This is a genomic window from Streptomyces sp. NBC_01549 (assembly GCF_026339955.1).
GTDB lineage: Bacteria > Actinomycetota > Actinomycetes > Streptomycetales > Streptomycetaceae > Streptomyces.
This window is the reverse complement of the sequence record NZ_JAPEPW010000001.1, coordinates 5,651,454-5,672,229: the sequence shown is the minus strand read 5'-3', so window position 1 is coordinate 5,672,229 and position 20,776 is coordinate 5,651,454. Positions and strand designations below refer to the sequence as shown.

General features: G+C 70.9%; 24 protein-coding genes. 11 read left to right on the top strand and 13 right to left on the bottom strand.

Annotated elements, in window-relative coordinates; translation table 11 throughout:
* Nucleotides 1–27 precede the first annotated feature (27 nt).
* Together OG819_RS25240 and OG819_RS25235 are read left to right on the top strand one after the other, a co-directional pair.
* Entirely contained in the window at nucleotides 28–1,041 is a 1,014-nt protein-coding gene (locus tag OG819_RS25240; protein WP_266651226.1) for a DEDDh family exonuclease, read from the top strand.
* An 834-nt stretch (nucleotides 1,042–1,875) separates the two neighbouring features.
* Nucleotides 1,876–2,100, top strand: a complete 225-nt coding sequence (locus OG819_RS25235) for a hypothetical protein (RefSeq protein WP_266623659.1) — start codon at nucleotides 1,876–1,878, stop codon at nucleotides 2,098–2,100.
* A 263-nt stretch (nucleotides 2,101–2,363) separates the two neighbouring features.
* Here the strand turns inward: OG819_RS25235 and OG819_RS25230 are convergent, their stop codons facing one another.
* On the bottom strand, nucleotides 2,364–4,454 hold the full coding sequence (locus tag OG819_RS25230) for a serine/threonine-protein kinase (RefSeq protein WP_266651225.1): 2,091 nt from the start codon (nucleotides 4,452–4,454) through the stop codon (nucleotides 2,364–2,366).
* Between the two features lie 226 nt (nucleotides 4,455–4,680).
* On the opposite strand from OG819_RS25230, the gene OG819_RS25225 reads away from it, so the two are divergent.
* Nucleotides 4,681–4,923, top strand: a complete 243-nt coding sequence (locus OG819_RS25225; RefSeq protein ID WP_266651224.1) for a hypothetical protein — start codon at nucleotides 4,681–4,683, stop codon at nucleotides 4,921–4,923.
* A gap of 48 nt (nucleotides 4,924–4,971) precedes the next feature.
* Here OG819_RS25225 and OG819_RS25220 read toward each other — a convergent pair whose 3' ends face one another.
* A complete protein-coding gene (locus tag OG819_RS25220; protein ID WP_266623664.1) occupies nucleotides 4,972–5,229 on the bottom strand; it encodes a hypothetical protein in 258 nt (85 codons plus the stop codon).
* Between the two features lie 105 nt (nucleotides 5,230–5,334).
* Nucleotides 5,335–5,505: a hypothetical protein gene (locus OG819_RS25215; RefSeq protein ID WP_266651223.1), complete on the bottom strand. Its 171-nt coding sequence runs from the start codon at nucleotides 5,503–5,505 to the stop codon at nucleotides 5,335–5,337.
* Between the two features lie 103 nt (nucleotides 5,506–5,608).
* Here OG819_RS25215 and OG819_RS25210 point away from each other — a divergent pair, with 103 nt between their 5' ends.
* The 4 genes from OG819_RS25210 (at nucleotide 5,609) to OG819_RS25195 (ending at nucleotide 9,427) form a co-directional block, all read left to right on the top strand.
* Nucleotides 5,609–5,797 carry a hypothetical protein gene (locus tag OG819_RS25210; RefSeq protein WP_266651222.1) on the top strand — a complete coding sequence of 63 codons (189 nt, stop codon included), beginning with the start codon at nucleotides 5,609–5,611 and terminating at the stop codon, nucleotides 5,795–5,797.
* Nucleotides 5,798–5,958: 161 nt separating this feature from the next.
* Entirely contained in the window at nucleotides 5,959–6,750 is a 792-nt protein-coding gene (locus OG819_RS25205; protein ID WP_266651221.1) for an SURF1 family protein, read from the top strand.
* Between the two features lie 101 nt (nucleotides 6,751–6,851).
* A complete protein-coding gene (locus tag OG819_RS25200) occupies nucleotides 6,852–8,657 on the top strand; it encodes a glycoside hydrolase family 15 protein (RefSeq protein WP_266651220.1) in 1,806 nt (601 codons plus the stop codon).
* A 14-nt stretch (nucleotides 8,658–8,671) separates the two neighbouring features.
* Entirely contained in the window at nucleotides 8,672–9,427 is a 756-nt protein-coding gene (locus OG819_RS25195; protein WP_266651219.1) for an SDR family oxidoreductase, read from the top strand.
* 20 nt (nucleotides 9,428–9,447) lie between these two features.
* Here the strand turns inward: OG819_RS25195 and amaP are convergent, their stop codons facing one another.
* From amaP to OG819_RS25170, 5 genes are all read right to left on the bottom strand, one after another.
* A complete protein-coding gene (amaP, locus tag OG819_RS25190; protein WP_266415499.1) occupies nucleotides 9,448–10,035 on the bottom strand; it encodes an alkaline shock response membrane anchor protein AmaP in 588 nt (195 codons plus the stop codon).
* On the bottom strand, nucleotides 10,032–10,724 hold the full coding sequence (locus tag OG819_RS25185; RefSeq protein WP_266651218.1) for a DUF6286 domain-containing protein: 693 nt from the start codon (nucleotides 10,722–10,724) through the stop codon (nucleotides 10,032–10,034). Before OG819_RS25185 ends, amaP begins: the two co-directional genes overlap by 4 nt.
* On the bottom strand, nucleotides 10,721–11,095 hold the full coding sequence (locus OG819_RS25180; protein ID WP_266652841.1) for an Asp23/Gls24 family envelope stress response protein: 375 nt from the start codon (nucleotides 11,093–11,095) through the stop codon (nucleotides 10,721–10,723). The genes OG819_RS25185 and OG819_RS25180 overlap by 4 nt, the downstream gene beginning before the upstream one ends.
* Before the next feature lie 5 nt (nucleotides 11,096–11,100).
* Nucleotides 11,101–11,286, bottom strand: coding sequence for a hypothetical protein (locus OG819_RS25175; RefSeq protein ID WP_054232254.1), 186 nt, complete (start codon nucleotides 11,284–11,286; stop codon nucleotides 11,101–11,103).
* Between the two features lie 86 nt (nucleotides 11,287–11,372).
* Nucleotides 11,373–11,861, bottom strand: a complete 489-nt coding sequence (locus tag OG819_RS25170; RefSeq protein WP_266623676.1) for an Asp23/Gls24 family envelope stress response protein — start codon at nucleotides 11,859–11,861, stop codon at nucleotides 11,373–11,375.
* A gap of 85 nt (nucleotides 11,862–11,946) precedes the next feature.
* Between OG819_RS25170 and OG819_RS25165 the strand changes: the two genes are divergently transcribed.
* Complete coding sequence (locus tag OG819_RS25165; protein ID WP_266651217.1) at nucleotides 11,947–12,675, top strand: nucleopolyhedrovirus P10 family protein; 729 nt, start codon at nucleotides 11,947–11,949, stop codon at nucleotides 12,673–12,675.
* Between the two features lie 14 nt (nucleotides 12,676–12,689).
* On the opposite strand, the gene OG819_RS25160 is transcribed toward OG819_RS25165, so the two are convergent.
* The 3 genes from OG819_RS25160 to OG819_RS25150 all read right to left on the bottom strand — a co-directional run bounded on the left by OG819_RS25160 (nucleotide 12,690) and on the right by OG819_RS25150 (nucleotide 15,847).
* Complete coding sequence (locus tag OG819_RS25160; RefSeq protein WP_266651216.1) at nucleotides 12,690–13,493, bottom strand: enoyl-CoA hydratase/isomerase family protein; 804 nt, start codon at nucleotides 13,491–13,493, stop codon at nucleotides 12,690–12,692.
* A 146-nt stretch (nucleotides 13,494–13,639) separates the two neighbouring features.
* Nucleotides 13,640–13,861 (bottom strand): helix-turn-helix domain-containing protein, encoded by a 222-nt coding sequence (locus tag OG819_RS25155; RefSeq protein WP_006123601.1) that lies wholly within the window; start codon nucleotides 13,859–13,861, stop codon nucleotides 13,640–13,642.
* Nucleotides 13,862–14,248: 387 nt separating this feature from the next.
* Entirely contained in the window at nucleotides 14,249–15,847 is a 1,599-nt protein-coding gene (locus tag OG819_RS25150) for an ABC-F family ATP-binding cassette domain-containing protein (RefSeq protein ID WP_067364496.1), read from the bottom strand.
* 122 nt (nucleotides 15,848–15,969) lie between these two features.
* On the opposite strand from OG819_RS25150, the gene OG819_RS25145 reads away from it, so the two are divergent.
* The 3 genes from OG819_RS25145 to OG819_RS25135 all read left to right on the top strand — a co-directional run bounded on the left by OG819_RS25145 (nucleotide 15,970) and on the right by OG819_RS25135 (nucleotide 17,866).
* On the top strand, nucleotides 15,970–16,155 hold the full coding sequence (locus OG819_RS25145) for a hypothetical protein (RefSeq protein WP_266651215.1): 186 nt from the start codon (nucleotides 15,970–15,972) through the stop codon (nucleotides 16,153–16,155).
* A gap of 282 nt (nucleotides 16,156–16,437) precedes the next feature.
* Nucleotides 16,438–17,328 (top strand): neutral zinc metallopeptidase, encoded by an 891-nt coding sequence (locus OG819_RS25140; RefSeq protein ID WP_266623683.1) that lies wholly within the window; start codon nucleotides 16,438–16,440, stop codon nucleotides 17,326–17,328.
* A 124-nt stretch (nucleotides 17,329–17,452) separates the two neighbouring features.
* A complete protein-coding gene (locus OG819_RS25135) occupies nucleotides 17,453–17,866 on the top strand; it encodes a VOC family protein (protein WP_266623685.1) in 414 nt (137 codons plus the stop codon).
* Between the two features lie 59 nt (nucleotides 17,867–17,925).
* Here the strand turns inward: OG819_RS25135 and OG819_RS25130 are convergent, their stop codons facing one another.
* Together OG819_RS25130 and OG819_RS25125 are read right to left on the bottom strand one after the other, a co-directional pair.
* Nucleotides 17,926–19,329: a hypothetical protein gene (locus OG819_RS25130; RefSeq protein ID WP_266651214.1), complete on the bottom strand. Its 1,404-nt coding sequence runs from the start codon at nucleotides 19,327–19,329 to the stop codon at nucleotides 17,926–17,928.
* Nucleotides 19,330–19,597: 268 nt separating this feature from the next.
* The gene (locus tag OG819_RS25125; RefSeq protein ID WP_266623689.1) at nucleotides 19,598–20,722 is read right to left on the bottom strand and encodes a S9 family peptidase; all 1,125 of its coding nucleotides are present in this window, start codon (nucleotides 20,720–20,722) and stop codon (nucleotides 19,598–19,600) included.
* Nucleotides 20,723–20,776: the final 54 nt, after the last annotated feature.

Here is a 20,776-nt window from a genome sequence, read left to right as displayed (position 1 = left end):
CAGTCAGGGCCCGTATCCTCAATGACCATGCTCGAAGACCTGACGACCGCAGCGTCCCCAGCCCCCTGGCCGGCCGCGTATCCGCAGGGGTACGCGGTCGTCGACGTGGAGACCACCGGCCTTGCCCGCGACGACCGGATAATCTCGGCCGCCGTCTACCGGCTGGACGCACGCGGCGAGGTCGAGGACCACTGGTACACGATGGTCAACCCGGAGCGGGACCCGGGCCCGGTCTGGATCCACGGTCTGACGACCGAGCTGCTCGAAGGCGCCCCGCTCTTCCGGGACATCGCCGAGGAGTTCGCCGACCGGCTCGCCGAACGGGTACTCGTCGCGCACAACGCGGTCTTCGACTGGTCGATGATCGCGCGGGAGTACGCGCGCGCGGAGCGTGAGGCGCCGGTGCGTCAGCGGCTGTGCACCATCGCGCTCTCCAAGGAGCTGGGGCTGCCGCTGCCCAACCACAAGCTGGAGTCGCTGGCCGCGCACTTCGGCGTCGTACAGCAGCGGGCACACCACGCGCTGGACGACGCGCGCGTGCTGGCCGAGGCGTTCCGGCCGAGCCTGCGGGCCGCCGCGCGGGACGGGATCCGGCTGCCGCTGCTTGAGTGCCGGCCGCTCAAGGAGTGGTCCGAGAGCCCCGCGGCGCCGCGGAGCGGACGGCAGTCCGGTGGTTATGCGTCGGGCGGCCAGTCATCCGGTGGCTACCCGTCCGGGAGTTGGCGGCCTTCGCGCAAACGCCCTGCATGCCCTTATCCCAACCCAGGACGCTACGAAGCGGGTAAACCGCTCAAGCAGGGTATGCGGGTCGCGTTCTCCGGGGACACGTCCGTCGACCGCGAGCTGCTGGAGGACCGTGCCGTCGAGGCCGGCCTGCATGTCGCGACGAGCCTGTCCCGGCTGACCAGCCTGCTCGTCACCAACGATCCGGACTCCCATACGTCCAAGGCGGTCAAGGCCAAGCAGTTCGGGACACCGGTGATCGACGAGGCGGCGTTCGGCCAGCTGCTGCGGGATGTGACCCCGGCCTCGGAGAAGTGACCGGGGGCCGCAGAGGGGACGGGGTCGCTGACGGACGTACGGGTGATTGCCGGGCGACTCGCCCGGCGCCCGCTCGCCCGCGCCGCGTCGGCACCCCACCCGGTGGCGCATGGCGAGATGCGAAGTGTGAGGCAACGACTACGGCATGACCTTCGAGGTGCACGCGCAGGGCGCGGTGCGCCGGGAGGGGTGCCCCGGTCTCGCCGTCGGTCAGACTTCGGCGGATGAGCAGTCCGTTCCCGAACGCCGCGTTCTCACCGGGCAGGTCGGCCAGTGGGGGTTTTCGTCGTTCTCATCGGTGTGGGCACTTTTCTCGGTGTGGCTCAGTCGAAACACACTCGGATTCGGCAGCCAGGGGACACGTCGGCACCATCAACACTGAACGGGAAAGTCGCATGTGGCGATATTTCACATGTCCCATTTCCGGTCTCTTCCTAGTTTTCAGTGCGGGGATCACACCTGCTCAAGCATCTTCAATAGCATGTTCCTCCGATGCAAACTGCGCACACTTCAGATACGAAACTCGCAGCGCGGCAGAACAAGGCAGCCGCTACATGGGACGGCAAGCGGTTCGTGACACATGGCGCTTCGTGACACATGGTGCCGAGCCAGAGATAGAGACACCCGATCGAAATCGACCTACCGGAATAGAGCTACATAAACGCCCCCTTGAGGGCCCGGGAGGGACCTTCGAGGCGAAGGGAAAGCCTCTGGGAAGTTCGCAATATCATGAAATGTCCCGATACTGTGACAAGTCCCGCCGGCCGTTGACGCCATCGTGGCCGACCTCCCACGCTGGTGGGTAAGCAGCCGATCCACCCCAAGGAGATGATCATGGGGACAAGCCCCTGGTGGCGCCTCCGACACCTCGTCGGCGCGTCCTGCGCCGCTGCGCTGCTCGCCGGAACCGTGGGCGTGGCGAGCGCCGAGGCAGTGCCTCAGACAACGAAGGCCACGGCGGAGTCGTTGAGCGCGGCGCCATACGAGACCTGCACGGATTACCACTACGACGAGAGCGGCACGCTCATCTGGGACCCGCCGGGTTGCACCCCTCCGTGAGGTGAGGCAATCACCACTGCCCTCGCGTGTTCACCAGACCTGATGTTGTGACCGACCAGTAGCGTCACGCTTTCCCGAAGTGTGCTGTCCAAGGCTTGATCGCAAACCCGAGACACGCTTCTGACGCGTAAATAGATCCTGGTCAGGGTGGGTGTGGATAGGTGTCCTTGGCTCTACCGCGCCGAACGCGACGATGCCGAGCGGGCGGCAATGACGCTGGTCAGCCGAATCGGCCGGGCACAGTCCTGAGTTTCAGACGTCCTCTAGAATGTGATCACCGACAGCGAATCCGAGCTCCCGTTGGCCACGTAGACCCGGTCCTCCCGGGACACCGCCACCCCCTGCGGGCCGCGGCCGACGTCGATGGTGCGGTCCACCTCGTTCGTCGCGGTGTCGATCACCGACACCGAACCCGAATTCCCGTTGGTCACGTAGACCCGGTCCTCCTGGGACACCGCCACCCCCTGCAGGCCGCGGCCGACGGGGATGGGGTTGCCCATCGTGCGGTTCGTCGCAGTGTCGATCATCGACACCGAACCCGAGCTCCCGTTGGCCACGTAGACCCGGTCCCCAAACGTAGACACCGCCACCCCTGCCGGGCCGCGGCCGACGGGGATGGTGCGGTCCACCTTGTTCGTCGCGGTGTCGATCACCGACACCGAACCCGAGACGAAGTTGGCCACGTAGACCCGGTCCCCGTTCGGGGACGCCGCTATCCCCTGCGGGCCGCGGCCGACGGGGATGGGGTTACCCACCGTGCGATTCGTCGCGGTGTCGATCACTGATACCGAACCTGAGCCGAAGTTGGTCACGTAGACCCGGTTCTCGATCGGGGACACCGCCACCCCCTGCGGGCCGCGGCCGACGCGGATGGTGCGGTCCACCTTGTTCGTCGCGGTGTCGATCACCGACACCGAACCCGAGCCCAAGCTGGTCACGTAGACCCGGTCCCCATTCGGGGACGCCGCTATCCCCTTCGGGGAGCGGTCGACGGGGATGGGGTTGCCCACCGTGCGGTTCGTCGCGGTGTCGATCACCGACACCGAACTCGAGCTCTTGTTGGCCACGTAGGCCCGGTCCCCCTTCTGGGACACCGTCACCCCCTCCGGGGAGTCGCCGACCCGGATCAAGGCCAGTTCAGGACCCGAGGGGCCGGACTGCGCCAGGTAGATGCCGCCGCCCACCGCGGCCAGCGTCACCGCCACCACCCCTGCAATGAGCTTGGCCCGTCGGTGTCTGGGCCGCGGCGGGCGCGGCCGCGGCCGGGCCTCGTCACCTTTGTGCGGCGGCGGTTCCAGGGGCGGGCCGGTCGGCTCCTCCGGCTCGGCCGACAGTCCCGGGGGCGGGCGGGTCGGTTCCTCCGGCCTGGCCGACGGCAGGAGCTCGGTCGGCGGGGACGGCTCCCGGGAGCGCGGCGGCTTCGGACCGGTCGGTTCCTCCGGCTCGGCCGGCGTTATGACCGGGGGGTGCGATGGGGAAGGGCGGGGCTGGGCGATGGACGCGAGCCGCCGGGTGGCCTCGTCGCCGTCCATCCGCTGCGCGGGATCCTTGGCCAGCAGCCCGAGCAGGACCGGGGTCAGCGCCGTTGCCCGGCGCGGCAGGGTGGGAAACTCGAACAGCACGGCGCTCAGTGTGGTGACAGCTGAGTCGCGGTCGAAGGGTCCGGCCCCCTCGAGCGCGAAATACAGGGTGGCGCCGAGTGAGAACAGGTCGCAGGCCGGGGTGGGCACCTCGCAGTAAGCCCGTTCCGGAGCCATGAAGCCCGGGGTCCCGAGGAAATCCGCGGTGGCGGTCAGGCGGGCCTCTCCGGAGCTCGGCTCCAGCGAGATGCCGTAGTCGATCAGCAGTACCTGACCGCCCTCCGTGGAGTGAGAGGGCTGCGGACCGGGGTCGGTCAGCAGGACGTTGGCCGGTTTGACGTCCCGGTGCAGGATGCCGAGCCGGTGCCCCTCCTGCAAGGCGTCGAGGACCGCCAGCCCGATCCGGGCGACGTCGGCGGGTGGCAGCGGCCCCCGCTCGCGCACCACCGCGTCCAGGTCCATGGCACCGGGGACGAATTCCATGACGATCCACGGCAGGCCGTCGGCCTCCAGGATGTCGTACACAGTGACCACATGGGGGTGGTTGCGCAGCCGGGCAGCGTGCTGCGCTTCACCACGGGCCCTCGTGATCCGGGCGCTCACCTCTTGTTCCGGGATGTCCAGCGGCAGGACGATCTCCTTGAGCGCGACCTCGCACGCCAGGTTCTGGTCATACGCCTGCCACACCCGTCCCCTGCCGCCAGCGCCGAGCCGACGAAGGAGCCGGTAGCGCCCGGCGATCACACGCTCGGCGGCCTCGTGCACTCCCGTCATGGCGTTCCCTCTTCCAGGGCGGCCCAGCAGGGTCCCCGGCGAGCGTTACAGCCCTTCTTCAGGTATTTCATATCGCCTGAAGATCGGCAAGTTACCCAGAACGGGTGTAGCCCACGTATGTTCCGTGCGACGGTGTCCGAATCAGGAGAGGGCGCAAGCTGGATGGTTGGCCTGATGGCCCGGTGGACCCGTGGCTCCAGGTGCTCAGAGCCGGCAATAGGTCACGATGCTCGGTGACCTCAACGCCCGCAAGAACGAGCTGTTGGTGGACAGGGCAGACCACACGGTCCCGACCGGCACTCGTGCCGTCACGGAAGAGCTGTTGTCGAACGGCTGGGGGAACCTGTCGATCGAGCGTCAGCGGATCATCGCCAGGAAAGTGCTCAGAACGGTGGTCATCCAGCCGGCCCAAATCCGAAGCGGCCGGTTCGACGCTGTACGAGCAGAGCCGGTGTTCTACGCCGCCTGACAACGAATCAAAAGGGCCCCTCCCCGTGTGGGAGGGGCCCTTTTGTCATCAGTCGGAGCGGTGCGCACTTCCCACCTTGTCCACGATGCCCACCCTTCCCTCTGCGCGGGCGCAGTGCGCGCCGCAGTACCAGTGACCCTCGGCCTCGACTCCCTGGCCGATGATCTGGACCCGGCAGTGCTCACAGATGGGTGCCATGCGGTGGATCGCGCAGGCGAACGAATCGAATACGTGACGGGAACCGTCCTGGGTCTCCACGGTGAAGGCCAGGTCATAGTCATTGCCGCACACTTCGCAACGTGTCATACGCGGCATGGTCAAGGGCAGGGAAGGGGGTGGCAAGCTGACGGCGCTCTGCCGGCCGGAGGTTCTACCTGGTCGGCGTAGCGGCTCATCCTCTCTGCACTTCTGTCACTTCAGCTCCATCAGTTCCAGGATCTCGTCTGCCCGCTCCTCGGTCAGGACCGGCGCTTCAGACAGCCATTTCTCAAGCCACTCTTCACGCGTCAAAGAATCGCCCTGATCCGGGACGGCCGACTCTGCAAAGGCGCCCCACCCCGGCCCACTGGTCAGGTTCTGCATCGCAATCGAGGCAACGAGCTTGTCCCCTCTCGGCAGACTGCGGACATGTCCATCGACGTGAGCGGAACAAAGCCGGGAACGGCTGTCGTCGCCATGTGCCGCCGTGCGCCGACCGGACCGGGTCGACGGTCGGCGCGAGCGGGCGGGCGGCTCACAGGAACTGATGCGCATCGTGCGTCCGGCCGAGGACGGGCATGCCGCGCGGACCAGCTACGTGTGCCTCAACAACGCCTCCCCGAACGTGATCCGGCAGACCACCGAGATCCTCGCCACCGCCACCCTCAGTCGGTGATGCGAAGCGCAGGTACGGCGCACTGCGCCCGCGCGGAGGGCAGGGTGGGCATCATCGACAAGGTCTGAGAACACATCGGGACACGCCGAGAGCACACGCCGCCGTCAGGGCGACGCGCACCCCCGTGAACACGCCCCACGACCGAGTTGTACGGTCGTGGGGTGTACCGCTTCCTGTTGTCCCGGCAGTGGGTGATTCTCACCCTCGTGGCCCTCCTGCTCATCCCCACGATGATCAAGCTGGGCTTCTGGCAGCTGCACCGCCATGAGCACAAGGTGGCGCTGAACAAGGTGATCTCGCAGTCGCTGACGGCCAGGCCGGTGCCCGCCGAGTCGGTCACCGCGCCGGGGCAGCACATCAAGCACGCGGACCTGTACCGCCGGGTGGCCGCGAAGGGCACCTTCGACACCGCGCACGAGGTCGTCGTGCGGCGCCGCACCAACGCCGACGGCGAGGTCGGCTACCACGTCCTGACCCCCTTCGACCTGGACGACGGCCGGGTGCTGATCGTCAACCGGGGCTGGATCGACTCGGGCGGCTCGCAGACCGCGTTCCCGAAGATCCCGGCACCCGCGAAGGGCGAGATCACTGTCACCGGGCGGCTGATGCCCGACGAGACGACCGGAGACAGCGGCATCAAGAACGTCCAGGGCCTGCCCGACCGCCAGGTCATGCTGATCAACAGCGAGCAGCAGGCGAAGAGCCTCGGCAAGCAGGTCCTCGGCGGGTACATCGAGCAGACCGCGCCCGAGCCCAGGGGCGACTCCCCCGAGCTGATCCCCGACCCCGAGCACAACGACATCGGGCCGCACATGGCGTACGCGATCCAGTGGTGGCTCTTCTCCGCGGGTGTGCCGGTGGGCTGGGTGATCCTGGTCCGCCGTGAGCGCCGCGACCGGGCCGCGGCCGCCGCCTCCGCGACCACACCGGAAGCGGCCCCGGTGGCCGCCTGATCCCTGGCACGCCGCGCGGCGCGCCCGTATCTCCTCGACAAGTGTCACCCGGTCGGCCCTCGACCCGATTGGCCCCGGCCTCCGCCGGGAACTCGCCCCACGTGCACCCACGTATCGAGGACTACGCGCTCATCGGGGACGAACAGACCGCCGCGCTGGTGGGCCGGGACGGGTCCGTCGACTGGCTCTGTCTGCCACGGTTCGACTCGGCCGCCTGCTTCGCCGCGATCCTCGGCGACGAGAACCACGGCCGCTGGCGGATCTCACCCAAGGGGGCGGGCCCCTGCGCCCGGCGGGCCTACCGGCGGGACACGCTGGTGCTCGACTCCGAATGGGAGATGGAGGAGGGCGCGGTCCGCGTGACCGACTTCATGCCGCAGCGCGAGCACGCCCCCGATCTCATCCGCGTCGTCGAAGGCCTCAGCGGCCGGGTGACGGTGCACAGCACACTGCAACTGCGCTTCGACTACGGCTCCGTCGTACCGTGGGTGCGCAGGGCCGACGGCCAGCGGGTGGCGGTCGCGGGCCCGGACTCGGTGTGGCTGCGCAGCGAACCCGAGGTGCGCACCTGGGGCAAGGACTTCCGCACACACTCGGAGTTCACCGTGGAGGCGGGCGAGAAGGTCGCCTTCGTCCTGACCTGGCACCCCTCGCACCAGTCACGCCCGCCGCTCGTCGATCCGTACGAGGCGCTGCGCTCCAGCGTCGAGGACTGGCAGGCGTGGGCGGCACGCTGCCGTTACGACGGTGCGCACCGGGACGCCGTCATGCGCTCCCTGATCACGCTCAAAGCCCTCACCTTCGCCCCGACCGGCGGCATCGTCGCCGCCCCCACCACCTCGCTCCCGGAGGAACTCGGCGGCGTCCGCAACTGGGACTACCGCTACTGCTGGCTGCGCGACTCGACCCTCACCCTGGGCGCGCTCCTGTCGGCCGGGTACCACGAGGAGGCCGAGGCCTGGCGCGACTGGCTGCTGCGCGCGGTCGCGGGCGACCCCGCGGATCTGCAGATCATGTACGGCCTCTCCGGTGAACGGCGGCTGCCCGAGTTCGAGCTGGAGTGGCTGCCCGGCTTCGCGGGCTCGTACCCGGTCCGGATCGGCAACGAGGCCGTGAAGCAGCTGCAACTCGACGTGTACGGCGAGGTCATCGACTCGCTCACGCTGGCCCAGCGCTCGGGCCTGCCGTCCAAACCGCACATGTGGCGCCTGCAGTGCGCCCTGATGGAGTTCCTGCGGACCTCCTGGCGGCAACCGGACGAGGGGATCTGGGAGGTGCGCGGCCCGCGCCGGCACTTCGTGTACTCGAAGGTGATGGCGTGGGTGGCGGCCGACCGCGCCGTCCGGGCACTGGAGAGCGACCCGGCGCTCGTCGGCGACCTGGAGGGCTGGCGCACGATGCGCGATGAGGTGCACCAGGACGTGTGCGAACACGGCTTCGACATCGAACGGAACACCTTCACGCAGTCCTACGGGTCACGCGCGCTGGACGCCTCCCTGCTGCTCATCCCCCGCGTCGGTTTCCTGCCGCCCGACGATCCCAGGGTCGTCGGCACCATCGACGCGGTGCGCGCCGAACTCGAACGCGACGGCTTCCTGCTGCGCCGCTACAGCGACGAGGGCGCCGACGTCGACGGGCTGCCGGGCGGCGAGGGCACCTTCCTCGTCTGCTCGTTCTGGCTCGCGGACGCGCTGCACATGACGGGCCGCACGAAGGAGGCCCGCGAGCTGTTCGAACGGCTGATCGGCCTCGCCAACGACGTGGGGCTGCTCGCCGAGGAGTACGACCCCGTCGCGCGCCGCCAGCTCGGCAACTTCCCGCAGGCGTTCAGCCACCTCGGCCTGGTGGGGACCGCCTTCAACCTGTTCGGTGACGCGCATCCGGGAGGAAACGAGAAATCCCGATAGGGGAGGATGGGGCCATGGATCTTGGACTGAAGGACCGTGTGTACGTCGTCACGGGAGCCACCCGTGGCCTGGGCAACGCCGCCGCGCGCGAGCTCACCGCCGACGGTGCGAAGGTGATCGTCACGGGGCGCGATGAGAAGACCGCCGGCGACGCGGCGTCCGCGCTCGGCCCGAACGCGGTCGGGGTGGCCGCCGACAACTCCGCCCCGGGGACCCCGGAGCGACTGATCGCGGCGGCCCGCGAGCACTTCGGCGCTTTCGACGGCATCCTGATCAGCGTCGGCGGCCCGCCGCCCGGGTTCGTCGCGGACAACACGGACCAGCAGTGGACGGCCGCCTTCGAGTCCGTCTTCCTGGGCGCGGTCCGGCTGGCCCGCGCGGCCGCCGCGGAGCTCGGCGAGGGCGGCGTCATCGGCTTCGTGCTCTCCGGCTCGGTGCACGAGCCGATCCCGGGCCTGACCATCTCCAACGGTCTGCGCCCCGGCCTCGCGGGCTTCGCCAAGTCCCTCGCCGACGAGCTGGGCCCGCGCGGCATCCGTGTCCTGGGCCTGCTCCCGGCCCGCATCGACACGGACCGCGTGCGCGAGCTCGACGGCCTCTCCGCCGACCCGGAGGCCACCCGCGCGGCCAACGAGTCGCGGATCCCGCTGCGCCGCTACGGCGCCCCGGAGGAGTTCGGCCGCACGGCGGCGTTCCTGCTCTCACCCGCCGCGTCGTATCTGACGGGCATCATGGTGCCGGTGGACGGCGGCATGCGAAGCGGGTTCTGAGTCCGCTGCCCCCTGGGGGACTAACTCACCCTTTCGGCCCGGTGCTTGACCCCGTGGAGGCGGACCTCCGCGGGGAGCGCGGCCAGGCTCGCGGAGTCCCGGGCGTGCGCCAGCGCCTCCGTGGTCAGCAGATGCAGCGCGGCTCCGGGGTCCACATGGGGTTCCAGCAGGAGCTGGACCCGGGTCCCGGGAGCGTCCCGCCGCCCGGTCAGCTGGACCTGGGCCCGTTCGACACCGTCCAACCGCCCCGCCTCGTCGGCCAGTACGCCCTCCAGGGCCCGCCCGCGCAGCAGCGCCCCCTCGCCGTCGCCGGTGTCGACGAGCACCTCCGCGAGCCGGCGCCGTCGCAGTACGGCCGACAGCCACCACAGGCTGAGCAGGACGACGACCGTGAGAGTGGCGATGACGGTCGGCCACCACCAGCCCTGGTCCCGCCACCGGGTCCGTTCGGCGGCGCTCAGCAGCACGTCGTGCCGCCCGTCGTGGATCCACCAGGAGGGCGGCCGCGCGCCCAGTCCGACAGCGAGCACGGAGCCGCCCAGGAGCAGCAGCGCGAGCCCGACGATTCCCAGCAGGACACGGTTGACGATCCTGAGCACCGCCCTCACCCCTTCCGTCCGGGCCGCACCACATGCACCGACAGGGCCGGCGGCCGGACGAGCCCGAGCCCCCGGATACCGTCGGCGAGCGTGACGTTCAGGTCGGCCCGTACGTCGTCGAGTTCGCGGAAGTGCGAGACCACCCGCACATCGACCTTCCTGCGCCCCATCCGTACCCGGACCGACCGGACCCCGGAGACCTCCATGGCCCGGTCGCGCAGCGCCGTCGCGGCGGCGTCCCGGTGCAGCCCGGCCCGTACGTCGGGATGGGTGCGCCGCATCGGCAGGACGTCGCGCAGCCCCGGCGTCACCGCGAGGACGATCAGCCAGAGTCCGAGGGCCGCGGCGAGGCCGGCACCGACGAGCACCCAGGTGTCATCGAGGGGCCGCTCGGCGAGCTGCCGGGCGAGGGACCTGCGCCAGTGCAGGGCGGGCCGGTGGGCGCGTACGGCCGCGACGTCGTACAGCAGGACGCCCGCAGCCACCAGGACCAGCAGCGTGACGATCCCCGCGGGGACGCGGCGCGCCGACCAGAACCGCCCCCGCCCCCCGTTCGCGTCGTCGACGGCGGGCGGCGGGTCGTGGTCGGCCGTGGAGGCGGACCGGTCGAATTCACCCTCGGCCAGGGCGCCCGCGGTCGTCTTCTCCAGGACGGGCATGCGTCGGGTGGTGCTCTCGGAACCCTGGGGCTCGCTCATCGCGTCCTCCCCTGTGCCACGGCGGCTGCCGGTACCAGGTGCAGCCGCTCGACCTGGACCGCCACCTCCGGCACTTCCATCCCCGTCAACGCCTCTACCCGCTCGGCGACGTGACGACGCACCGCGTTGCAGCGGCCGCCGATGTCGGAGGGGTAGTCGAGTTCGAGGTGGACGTGGACGCGGGCGCTGTCGTGGTGCACGACGACCGTCGCGTGCGGGGATACGGCGTCCGGGGGCAGCGGGCCCAGGGCCTCGCGGACCGCCTGCGCGGCGATCTTCGCCACGACCCGGTCGGCGATCCGGGTCGCGCCGCGCTCGGCCGCCGCGACGGCCGTCAGGGGCCGTCGGGTGTCACCGAGCGGGCCGGTCACTTCCGTCACCGCCGCCGGTCGTCACGGGGACGGAAGAAGTCACCGAGGTCCAGGTCCCCTTCGAGGAACCGTCCGACGACGAACCCGACGGCACCCAGGGCGGCCACGAGCAGGAAGGCCCCGAAGCCCCCGAAGTACCCGGCGAAGCCCAGCGCCATTCCGGCGATCATGCCGATCACGGCCAAGCTCATGGTGCGCTCCTCAGCGGTTCGACGGCCGGAGTGTCGCCGGCGGTTCGGTGGCCGGGATGTCGTGGGCCGTTCGGCGGCCGGGCCGGTCACTGGAGCCGCGACTCCGGCTCCTCATCTTCTTCCTCGGGAAGCTTCACATCACTCACCGCGATGTTGACCTCGACGACCTCGAGTCCCGTCATGCGCTCCACGGCCGCGACGACGTTCTCGCGCACCGCGCGGGCGACGTCCGCGATCGACACGCCGTACTCGACGACGATCTCCAGGTCGAGCGCGGTCTGCACCTCCCCGACCTCGGCCTTGACGCCTCGCGAGACGGATTTCGACCCACCCGGCACGCGGTCGCGCACGGCCCCGAAGGTCCGGCTCAGCCCACTGCCCATCGCATGGACACCGAGTACGTCCCGGGCGGCGAGCCCGGCGATCTTCTCCACAACACCGTCGGCGATCGTGGTCCGCCCCCGGGTGGCGGGATCACCGCCGCCGCGCTTGGTGACCCCGGGCTTGCGGCTCTGGGGGGCTTCCCTCTCGCTCCCGAGGCTGTCCGCCCGGTTCTGCTCCGTCATGTCGGTCATCGCCGTACGCCCTTTCGGTCGTCCTCTTCGCCCACAGTAGGTGCGCTCGCGGGCTCGCGCGCCGGGGATGCGGCAGGCTGGAGCAATGAGCGCGGATCGATGGACGCAGGCAGTACAGCGGCAGCTCGGGCTCGGGCGCCTCCTCCCGCTCGGACATCCGCGCGACGGCGCCTGGATCGCCGAGGAGGCGGCCGACGCGTTCCTGCGGCGCGCGGCGGCCGGCGTGCCCGGTATCCGCCTCGGCGCGCTCCGGATCGCCCTCGCGGACCCGGATCTGGTGGACGACCCCGTCGTACCGCCGCCGCCCAGCGCGCTGCCGCCCGGTCCGCTGCGTGTCGTCGCGGAGTTCACGGCCGAGGCGGACCCGACGGCCCCGGGCGTCGAGCCGCTCCCCACGACCGCGGCCCGCCTGCGCGCGACCCTGGCCGAGGCGGCCGAGCCCCTCGGCCTGACGGTGACTGAGGTCGACCTGAAGGTGACGGGACTGGGGGACGTCTCCGCGCCGCCGAGCGCCGTACGTCACGTCGCCCCGCGTCCGGCGGCCGTACCGACGGCCCCCGACGAGGCCCGGGCGGCCACCGCCGCGCTGTCCGTGCCGGGGGTACTTCATCTGACGGACGTCCTGGGGCGTCCGGTGCACATCGAGCACGTCCCGGGCGAGGACCCCGCCCTCGCCCGCCGCCACGTCCGCGTCGAACTGGCGGTCGCGGCGACGGAGCGAACGGTGGACGTGGCAAGAGCCGTCAGAACAGCGGTCGCGGACGCCCTGCCGGACACCCCGTCAGTGGCAGCACTGGTGACGGCCGTCGAGTAGCCGAAGGGACGGCCTCACTCACCCAGACCGGCAAGGTCCCTCAGCCGCCGGGCCTGAGCCGCCCGCTCGGCGACCCGCTGCTCCTCGTACGTCCGCTCCTGAGCGCCCCGCAGCAACGCCTTGGTCTCGATGAGCGCGTCCCGAGGCGCGGCCAACACCGCACCGGCGAGATCCCGCACGGCGCCGTCGAGTTGGTCGGCAGGCACCGCGAGATTGGCGAGCCCCGTGCGCTCGGCCTCCTCGGCCGAGACGAAGCGACCCGTGGCGCAGATTTCCAGCGCACGGGCGTATCCCACCAGGCTCACCAGTGGATGCGTTCCCGTCAGATCGGGTACGAGCCCGAGGCTGGTCTCGCGCATGGCGAACTGCACGTCGTCCGCGACGACGCGCAGGTCACAGGCGAGCGCCAGCTGGAAACCCGCACCGATGGCGTGTCCCTGCACAGCGGCGATGGACACGACGTCGCTGCGCCGCCACCAGGTGAACGCCTCCTGGTACTCGGCGATGGTCGCGTCGAGCTCGGCGTCGGCTCCACGCGCGAGGTCGATGAACGACGGCTCGCCGTCGAACCCCTCGGGCGTGAACGCCTGCCGGTCGAGCCCGGCCGAGAACGACTGGCCCTCGGCACGCAACACCACGACACGGACAGTGCCCGGCAGCGACCGTCCGGCCTCCGTCAACGCCCGCCACAGAGCAGGACTTTGGGCGTTGCGCTTGGCTGGATTGGTCAGCGTCACCGTGGCGATCGCGTCGTCGACGGTGAGCCGTACGCCGTCCTTGTCGAGTACGGGGTCTAGATCCTTGTCGAGCGAAGCCATGGGCTGCCTCCGATGGGTGCGGTCGGATCAGACGCGTACCTCGCGAAGGACACGAGGAACACACCTAAGTGACTGCACAGTAACCACCCGGTCGATCACCCGACCGACCGGGTGGCCACCACCGAAGCCGATGGGGACGCCCGGCCTCAGGCCGAGGCGGCCTTCTTGCCCCTCGTCGCTCCGCCACGCCCTCGCAGCGTGACGCCCGACTCGCTGAGCATCCGGTGCACGAAGCCATACGAGCGACCGGTTTCTTCGGCCAGCGCTCGGATGCTCGCACCGGAGTCGTACTTCTTCTTCAGGTCTGCCGCGAGCTTGTCGCGCGCGGCGCCGGTTACCCGGCTGCCCTTCTTCAGAGTCTCGGCCACCCGTGCCTCCTCATGGGAAGTGCGCTCTGGACTTCTCATGATCACCCCTCAAGGGCTTCATGGCCACCCATTCGGCAAGGTCCGTAAGACACGGTTTTGACGACAGGAGCCCGTCCTCACAAGTGGAATCACAGAGTCCGCACTGCTCCGTCCGTACGGCCGAACGGATTCTTCCGTGAAGTGCCAGGTCAGCGACGCAAGACGGCCGAGCCCTTGAGAACAAAGGGCTCGGCCGCGAAATCGATGTAGGACACACCTCGGTACGAGGAGATCTCACACAGATGGTGGATCACGGATCGGCCGAATGATCCATACGCAGTGGATCAGTCATTCGATCACGGCGCGCTGACGGCGGCCCCGGAGCTGTCCGGGAGGCCGTACGAGGGCTCAGGCGAGGGCGACGAGGTCCGCGTAGTCGGAGCCCCACAGGTCCTCGACACCGTCCGGCAGCAGAATGATCCGCTCGGGCTGGAGCGCCTCGACGGCGCCCTCGTCGTGGGTGACGAGGACGACGGCGCCCTTGTAGGTGCGCAGCGCGCCGAGGATCTCCTCGCGGCTGGCCGGGTCGAGGTTGTTCGTCGGCTCGTCGAGGAGGAGGACGTTCGCCGAGGAGACCACGAGGGTCGCGAGCGCGAGCCGGGTCTTCTCGCCACCGGAGAGAACACCGGCCGGCTTGTCGACGTCGTCGCCGGAGAAGAGGAACGAGCCGAGCGTCTTGCGGACCTCGACCAGGTCGAGGTCGGGCGCGGCGGAACGCATGTTCTCCAGGACCGTGCGCTCGGGGTCGAGGGTCTCGTGCTCCTGCGCGTAGTACCCGAGCTTGAGGCCGTGGCCCTCGATGACCTCGCCGGTGTCGGGCTGCTCGGCGCCGCCGAGCAGCTTCAGCAGGGTCGTCTTGCCGGCGCCGTTGAGGCCCAGGATGACCACGCGTGAGCCCTTGTCGATGGCCAGGTCGACATCGGTGAAGATCTCCAGCGAGCCGTACGACTTCGACAGGCCCTCGGCCATCAGCGGGGTCTTGCCGCAGGGCGCGGGCTCCGGGAAGCGCAGCTTGGCGACCTTGTCGGAGACGCGGACCGCCTCGAGGCCGGCCAGCAGCTTGTCGGCGCGCTTGGCCATGTTCTGCGCGGCCACCGTCTTGGTGGCCTTGGCGCGCATCTTGTCCGCCTGCGAGTTCAGCGCGGCGGCCTTCTTCTCGGCGTTCTGACGCTCGCGCTTGCGGCGCTTCTCGTCGGCCTCGCGCTGCTGCTGGTAGAGCTTCCAGCCCATGTTGTAGACGTCGATCTGGGCGCGGTTGGCGTCCAGGTAGAAGACCTTGTTGACGACCGTCTCGACGAGGTCGACGTCGTGGGAGATCACGATGAAGCCGCCGCGGTAGGTCTTCAGGTAGTCGCGCAGCCAGACGATCGAGTCGGCGTCGAGGTGGTTGGTCGGCTCGTCGAGCAGGAGCGTGTCGGCGTCCGAGAACAGGATGCGGGCCAGCTCGACACGGCGGCGCTGACCGCCGGAGAGCGTGTGCAGGGGCTGGCCGAGCACGCGGTCGGGCAGGTTGAGCGCGGCGGCGATGGTGGCGGCCTCGGCCTCGGCGGAGTACCCGCCCTTGGTGAGGAACTCGGTCTCCTGGCGCTCGTACTGCCGCATGGCCTTCTCGCGGGTGGCGCCCGAGCCGTTGGCGATGCGCTGTTCGTTCTCCCGCATCTTGCGGATCAGGGTGTCCAGGCCGCGCGCGGAGAGGATGCGGTCGGTGGCGAGGACGTCGAGGTCACCGGTGCGGGGGTCCTGGGGCAGATAGCCGACCTCGCCGGAGCGGGCGACGGTGCCGGAGGCCGGGATGCCCTCGCCGGCCAGGACCTTCGTCAGGGTCGTCTTGCCCGCGCCGTTGCGGCCGACCAGGCCGATACGGTCGCCCTTGGTGATGCGGAAGGTGGCGGACTCGATGAGGATGCGGGCGCCGGCGCGCAGCTCGATACCGGAGGCGGAGATCACGGACAGACTCCAGGGCAGGGTGGTTGGCGGGGTGGACGGCTGAGGACGTTCCCGCCGTCTAATGCGCGAGGAGAATGGCCATGCGCCCAAGTCTAACGGGGCCGTGCAACCACTTTCCCTGGATGAGTGTGTCCGGCACTGTGACGCTCGCCCTGCCCCACGTTGCCCAGCGGTGTGCGGTGCGGGGTGATGCTGCCCAGGTCGTCGACGGCGACGAGCTCGGTGGTCCAGCTGTCGCCGGGGGCGCAGGGCTGCGCGATCAGGAGCGCCTCGCCGTGACGCAACGCACGTTCGGGGACGAAACGTAGGCCTCGACGGCCGCCTTCGTGGCGCGTGGCGGGGCTGCCGTGTCCCGTGCCCGTGCGCCACGCGCGTGTGGGCGATGAGGCGGTCTCCGTAGGGAGCGGGGCGCGCTTCGTGGGCGGCGGTGAGCAGCAGGGCGACGGCGACGGGGAGCAGGGCGCGGGCGGCGGGGGCCGGTCGCCCGTTCGGCCCTTCGTCCGGCGCCGGACCCCCGAAGGCGTACGAGGATGGCGCCACGGAGCGACGTACGCCGAGGTGCGAAGCCGTACGCAGAGGGTGGTGTGCCGATGCAGTTCGACGACGACGCGGACCTGGACACCTCCGACGTGCAGGATGTGCGCGGCAGCAGGATCCCCGGCGGCAGGGCGACCGTCGGCGGCGGCATCGCGGGGCTGATCGCCCTGATCCTCGGGCTGCTCTTCGGGGTCGGGCCCGATCAGCTCGGGCTGTCCTCCGGGAACGACCAACCCGCGGTGACCACGTCCTCGCTCGACCAGGTCAAGCAGACCTGCCGGAAGGGGCGGGACGCGAACGCCAAGGAGGACTGCCGGATGGTGGCGGTGGTCAACAGCGTGCAGGACTTCTGGGCGCAGGAGTTCGCACGGCGCGGCGGTAGGTACACACGCTCGCCGACGGTCTTCTTCACCGGGCGGGTGAACACCGCGTGCGGCACCGCGACCTCCGCGGTCGGGCCCTTCTACTGCCCCGGTGACCGCAAGGTCTATCTGGACCTGGGCTTCTTCGACGACCTCCGGACCAAGTTCGGCTCCAGCGGCGGGCCGTTCGCACAGGCGTACGTGGTGGCGCACGAGTACGGACATCACGTGCAGGACCTGATGGGGACGCTGGGCAAAGCCCAGAGCGGTGTCACGGGGGCGAACAGCAACTCGGTGAAGGTCGAGCTGCAGGCGGACTGCTACGCCGGGGTGTGGGCGCACCACGCGACGACGACGAAGGACCCGTCGACGGGCCGGCCGCTGATCACGAACCTCACCGCGGCCGACATCCGGGACGGACTGGACGCGGCGGCCGCCGTCGGCGATGACCGGATCCAGCAGGAGTTCCAGGGGCGGGTGACCCCGGAGACGTGGACGCACGGCTCGTCCGCGCAGCGGCAGCAGTGGTTCTACCAGGGCTATCGCACCGGCGACATGGCTCAGTGCAACACCTTCCGCTGATACCGCGGACGCGAGGCACGGCGGGCGGTTTCCGCGCGCCGCGGCGTTGTCAGTGCCCGGTGCAAGACTGGGCAGCGGGTGACATTCCGGCCCGGCAGGACGAGTTCCGGTGGGAGTGATCGGCATGGCAGGTACGGACGGCGGGCGCCCGAGCATCTGCCCGACGCTGCTGTACGCGGACGCGAAGGCGGCGATCAGGCAGCTGACGGAGGCCTTCGGCTTCTCGGAGGCCTCGGTGTACGAGAGCGAGGACGGCACGGTGATGCACGCCGAGCTGGTCCAGGGCAACGGCGCGGTGATGCTCGGCTCCAAGGGCCGCGGTGGTGTCTTCGACGGCGCGATGAAGGACGCCGGCCCCGCGGGGGTGTACGTGGTCGTGGACGACGTCGACGCACACCATCAGCACGCCGTGGACCACGGCGCGGAGATCCTCATGCCCCCGACCGACCAGGACTACGGCTCACGGGACTACCTGGCCCGGGACGCCGAGGGCAACATCTGGAGCTTCGGCACCTACGCCCCGGAGATACGGGGCTGACCCGCGGCCCGGGCCTGATCCAGAAGACGGGTCCTGACTTCCTCCAGTGTGGACGGGTCCTAGCTTCCTCCGGTGTGGACCTGGAAGGCGGCGCGGCGTACGGCCTTGGCGAGGGCGGGGTCCGGGTGGGCGGCGGCGAGCGCGACCAGGACCTGGACGGTGCGGGGGTGGCCGACGGCGCGCACCTCGTCGAGGAGCGCGGGCACGGTGGGCTGCACCGCGGACTCCAGATGCCGTACGAGGAGCGGCGCCTCACCGTGGTCGGCGACGGCGGCGGCGGTGTCGACCCAGAGCCAGGTGGACTCTTCGCGGGTGAGCACCTCGTGGGCGTCCTCCGGGTCGTGGCCGTCGTGCTCGGCGAGCCACAGCAGGGCGTAGGGGCGCAGCCAGGACTCCTCGGCCACGGCGCGTACGTCGGGCTCGGCGGGGGCGCCGACCACGCGCAGCGCCTCAAAGGCGAGGCCGCGGGTGAGGGCGTCCTCGCCGCGGGCGGCTTCGAGGAGTTCGGTGACGGCGCTGCCGACGGGGCGGGCGGCGAGCCAGGCGCGGTACTCGGCGCGGGCCGCGTTCGGGCGCAGCTGGGCGCAGCCGCGGAGCATGTCCGAGGCAGGCTGCTCGATGTTCCCGGCGGGGCTCTGCGCGGCGACGCAGATCTGCTCCAGCTTGACCCAGACCGCCCAGCTGCCGAGCGGGGTGAGCGTGGCCTGCCCTTCGGCGCAGGTGAGCGCGCCGACGGAGGCGAGCGCGTGCAGGGCCCAGTCGAGCAGGGGCGCGAGGGGGGCGTCCGCGATCTCGGTGGCCTCCGGGGCGGGCTCCGGCTGGGGGCCGTAGGGGATCTCGCAGCGCTCGGTGCGCAGTTCGATGACGCGCTGCTCGAGGAGGTCGAGGAGCTGCTCCATGGGGACGGGCCCGGCGGAGAGCTGGAGGAAGGAGAGCACCTGGGGCATCGCGGAGACGACCTCGGCGACGGCGGACGCCTCGCGGTCGGCCGGTTCCGGGTGGGCGAGCGACCAGGCGTCGAAGAGGGCGACCCAGCCGCGCAGAACCGCACTGTCGTCGCGGTTCCAGGCGCGCAGTCGCCAGCCGGGGCGGGCGATGTCGCCGTGCACCTCGACGAGGCCGGCGAGGCGTGCGGTGTCCCAGTCCGCGCGGACCTGAGCCGGGGTCAGGCCCAACTCCTCGGCAGCCCGTTCGGCGGTCGCGTCGGCGAGGGTGCCCTGGCCGTCGGGTGTCGCGCCGTCGCTCCCCGGGCCGAGCGAGGCGTCGGCCCAGCGGGCGACGCGGGCCGCGGCGGCGAGGCCTGTGCGGGCCATGCGGGCCAGTTCCGCGGGCGGCGGAGTGCCTTCGGGGGGCCGCGGTGCGGGTCGGCGCGAGCTGCGCTGGGTCACCGCTCGGGGGGCGGAAGCCAGGGTGCGCGAGCGGACGAGTCGGAGCCTGGAGTCGCGCGGGTTACGGGACGTCACGGGTGCAGTCTTCCGGTTGACGGTCCGAAAACCCAAACGGAATGTCACAGCAGGCGACAGGGGTGGCCAATGGACGGGGTTCCGAGGGGGCTCGACACGTGTGAGCGAGGCCTCACACGAGTTGACCGGATCCCAACCGGAAGCCTTGGGGGCGGCTCCGCCGAGGGGGGTTCGGGGCGGCTCCACCGGGGGTGCGGGGAATGGTCACGCGGGCGTGCGCGGGGCCTTCGCGGGGTCTGTGCCCGGAGGTCGTCGTGGAGCGGGGTGGCTACATCAGCGGGGTGAGGAAGCGGCGTAGGGCCTCTTCGTAGTTCGGGGCGGCGTTCCACATGGCGCCGTGGGAGGCGTGCGGGACCGTGTGCAGGGTGACCAGGTCCGGACGGCGCTCGGCGAGGCGGCGCGAGGGGCCCCAGGGGGCGATGGTGTCGTCCGGGCCGTGCACGATCAGGGTCGGGATCTTGAGCTGGCCGGGGTCGGCGGCCTCCCGGATCCGGTCGCCGTGCAGACCGGTGCGGCCCTGGGCGGCGCGGACCGCGAGGGGCAGCAGGACGCTGGGGGTGCGGCGGGCCGAGGCGAGGGCGCGCAGCGTGGCTCCCCAGTCGAGGACGGGCGAGTCCAGGATCAGCCCGGAGATCCGGTCACGCAGGGCGGAGTGCGCGGCGGTGCGCAGGGCCATGGTGGCGCCGATGGACCAGCCGTACAGGACGACCTCTTCGGCGCCGTAGCGCACGGCGTAGCGCACGGCGGCGTCCAGGTCGCGCCACTCGGTCTCGCCGAGGTGGCTGAGGCCGTCCGGGGAGCGTGGTGCGCCGAGATCGCCGCGGTAGGCGAGGTCGAGCACGGGGAGCCGGTTGCGGTGCAGGAGCTCCATCACGTTCATGGGGTGCTCGCGGGTGGTGCCGAGCCCGTGCACCGTGATCACCCAGGTGGTGCGGGTACCGGGCACGAACCAGGCGGGCAGCGGACCGAGCTCGCCGGGGATGTCCACGTCGGCGTGGTCGAGGCCGAGGGCGCTGCCGGGGTTGCCGATGTGCAGGTTCGGGGTGAGCCACGCCTTGTCACCGGCCTCCAGGGTGCCGTGGGTGACGCGTTCGAGGCGGCGTACGACCGTGTCGGCGGTGTGGGGTGCGGCGTCCAGGACGGGGCCGACGACCGCGTGCGAACCGTCGCCCGTGAGGCCGTACCTTCCCGGGCGCAGGGAGGCCAGGTCGCGGGTGAGCGTGATCCGGCCCGCGGCCGTGGAGTGCACGGTGAGCCGGGGCTCGGTGGGCAGCGGCCTGCCGGGCGGCGCCTTCAGCGCGGCGTCGCTGGCGAACCGGCCCGCCGCCACGGAGGCCGCGCCCGCGGCCAGGGCTACGGAGACGGCCGCGGCCGTCGCTTTGACAGTACGCACGGGTTCAGTCTCCCGGCGCGGCGCCGGGTCGGCCAGCGGGAGCGGGTGATGGAC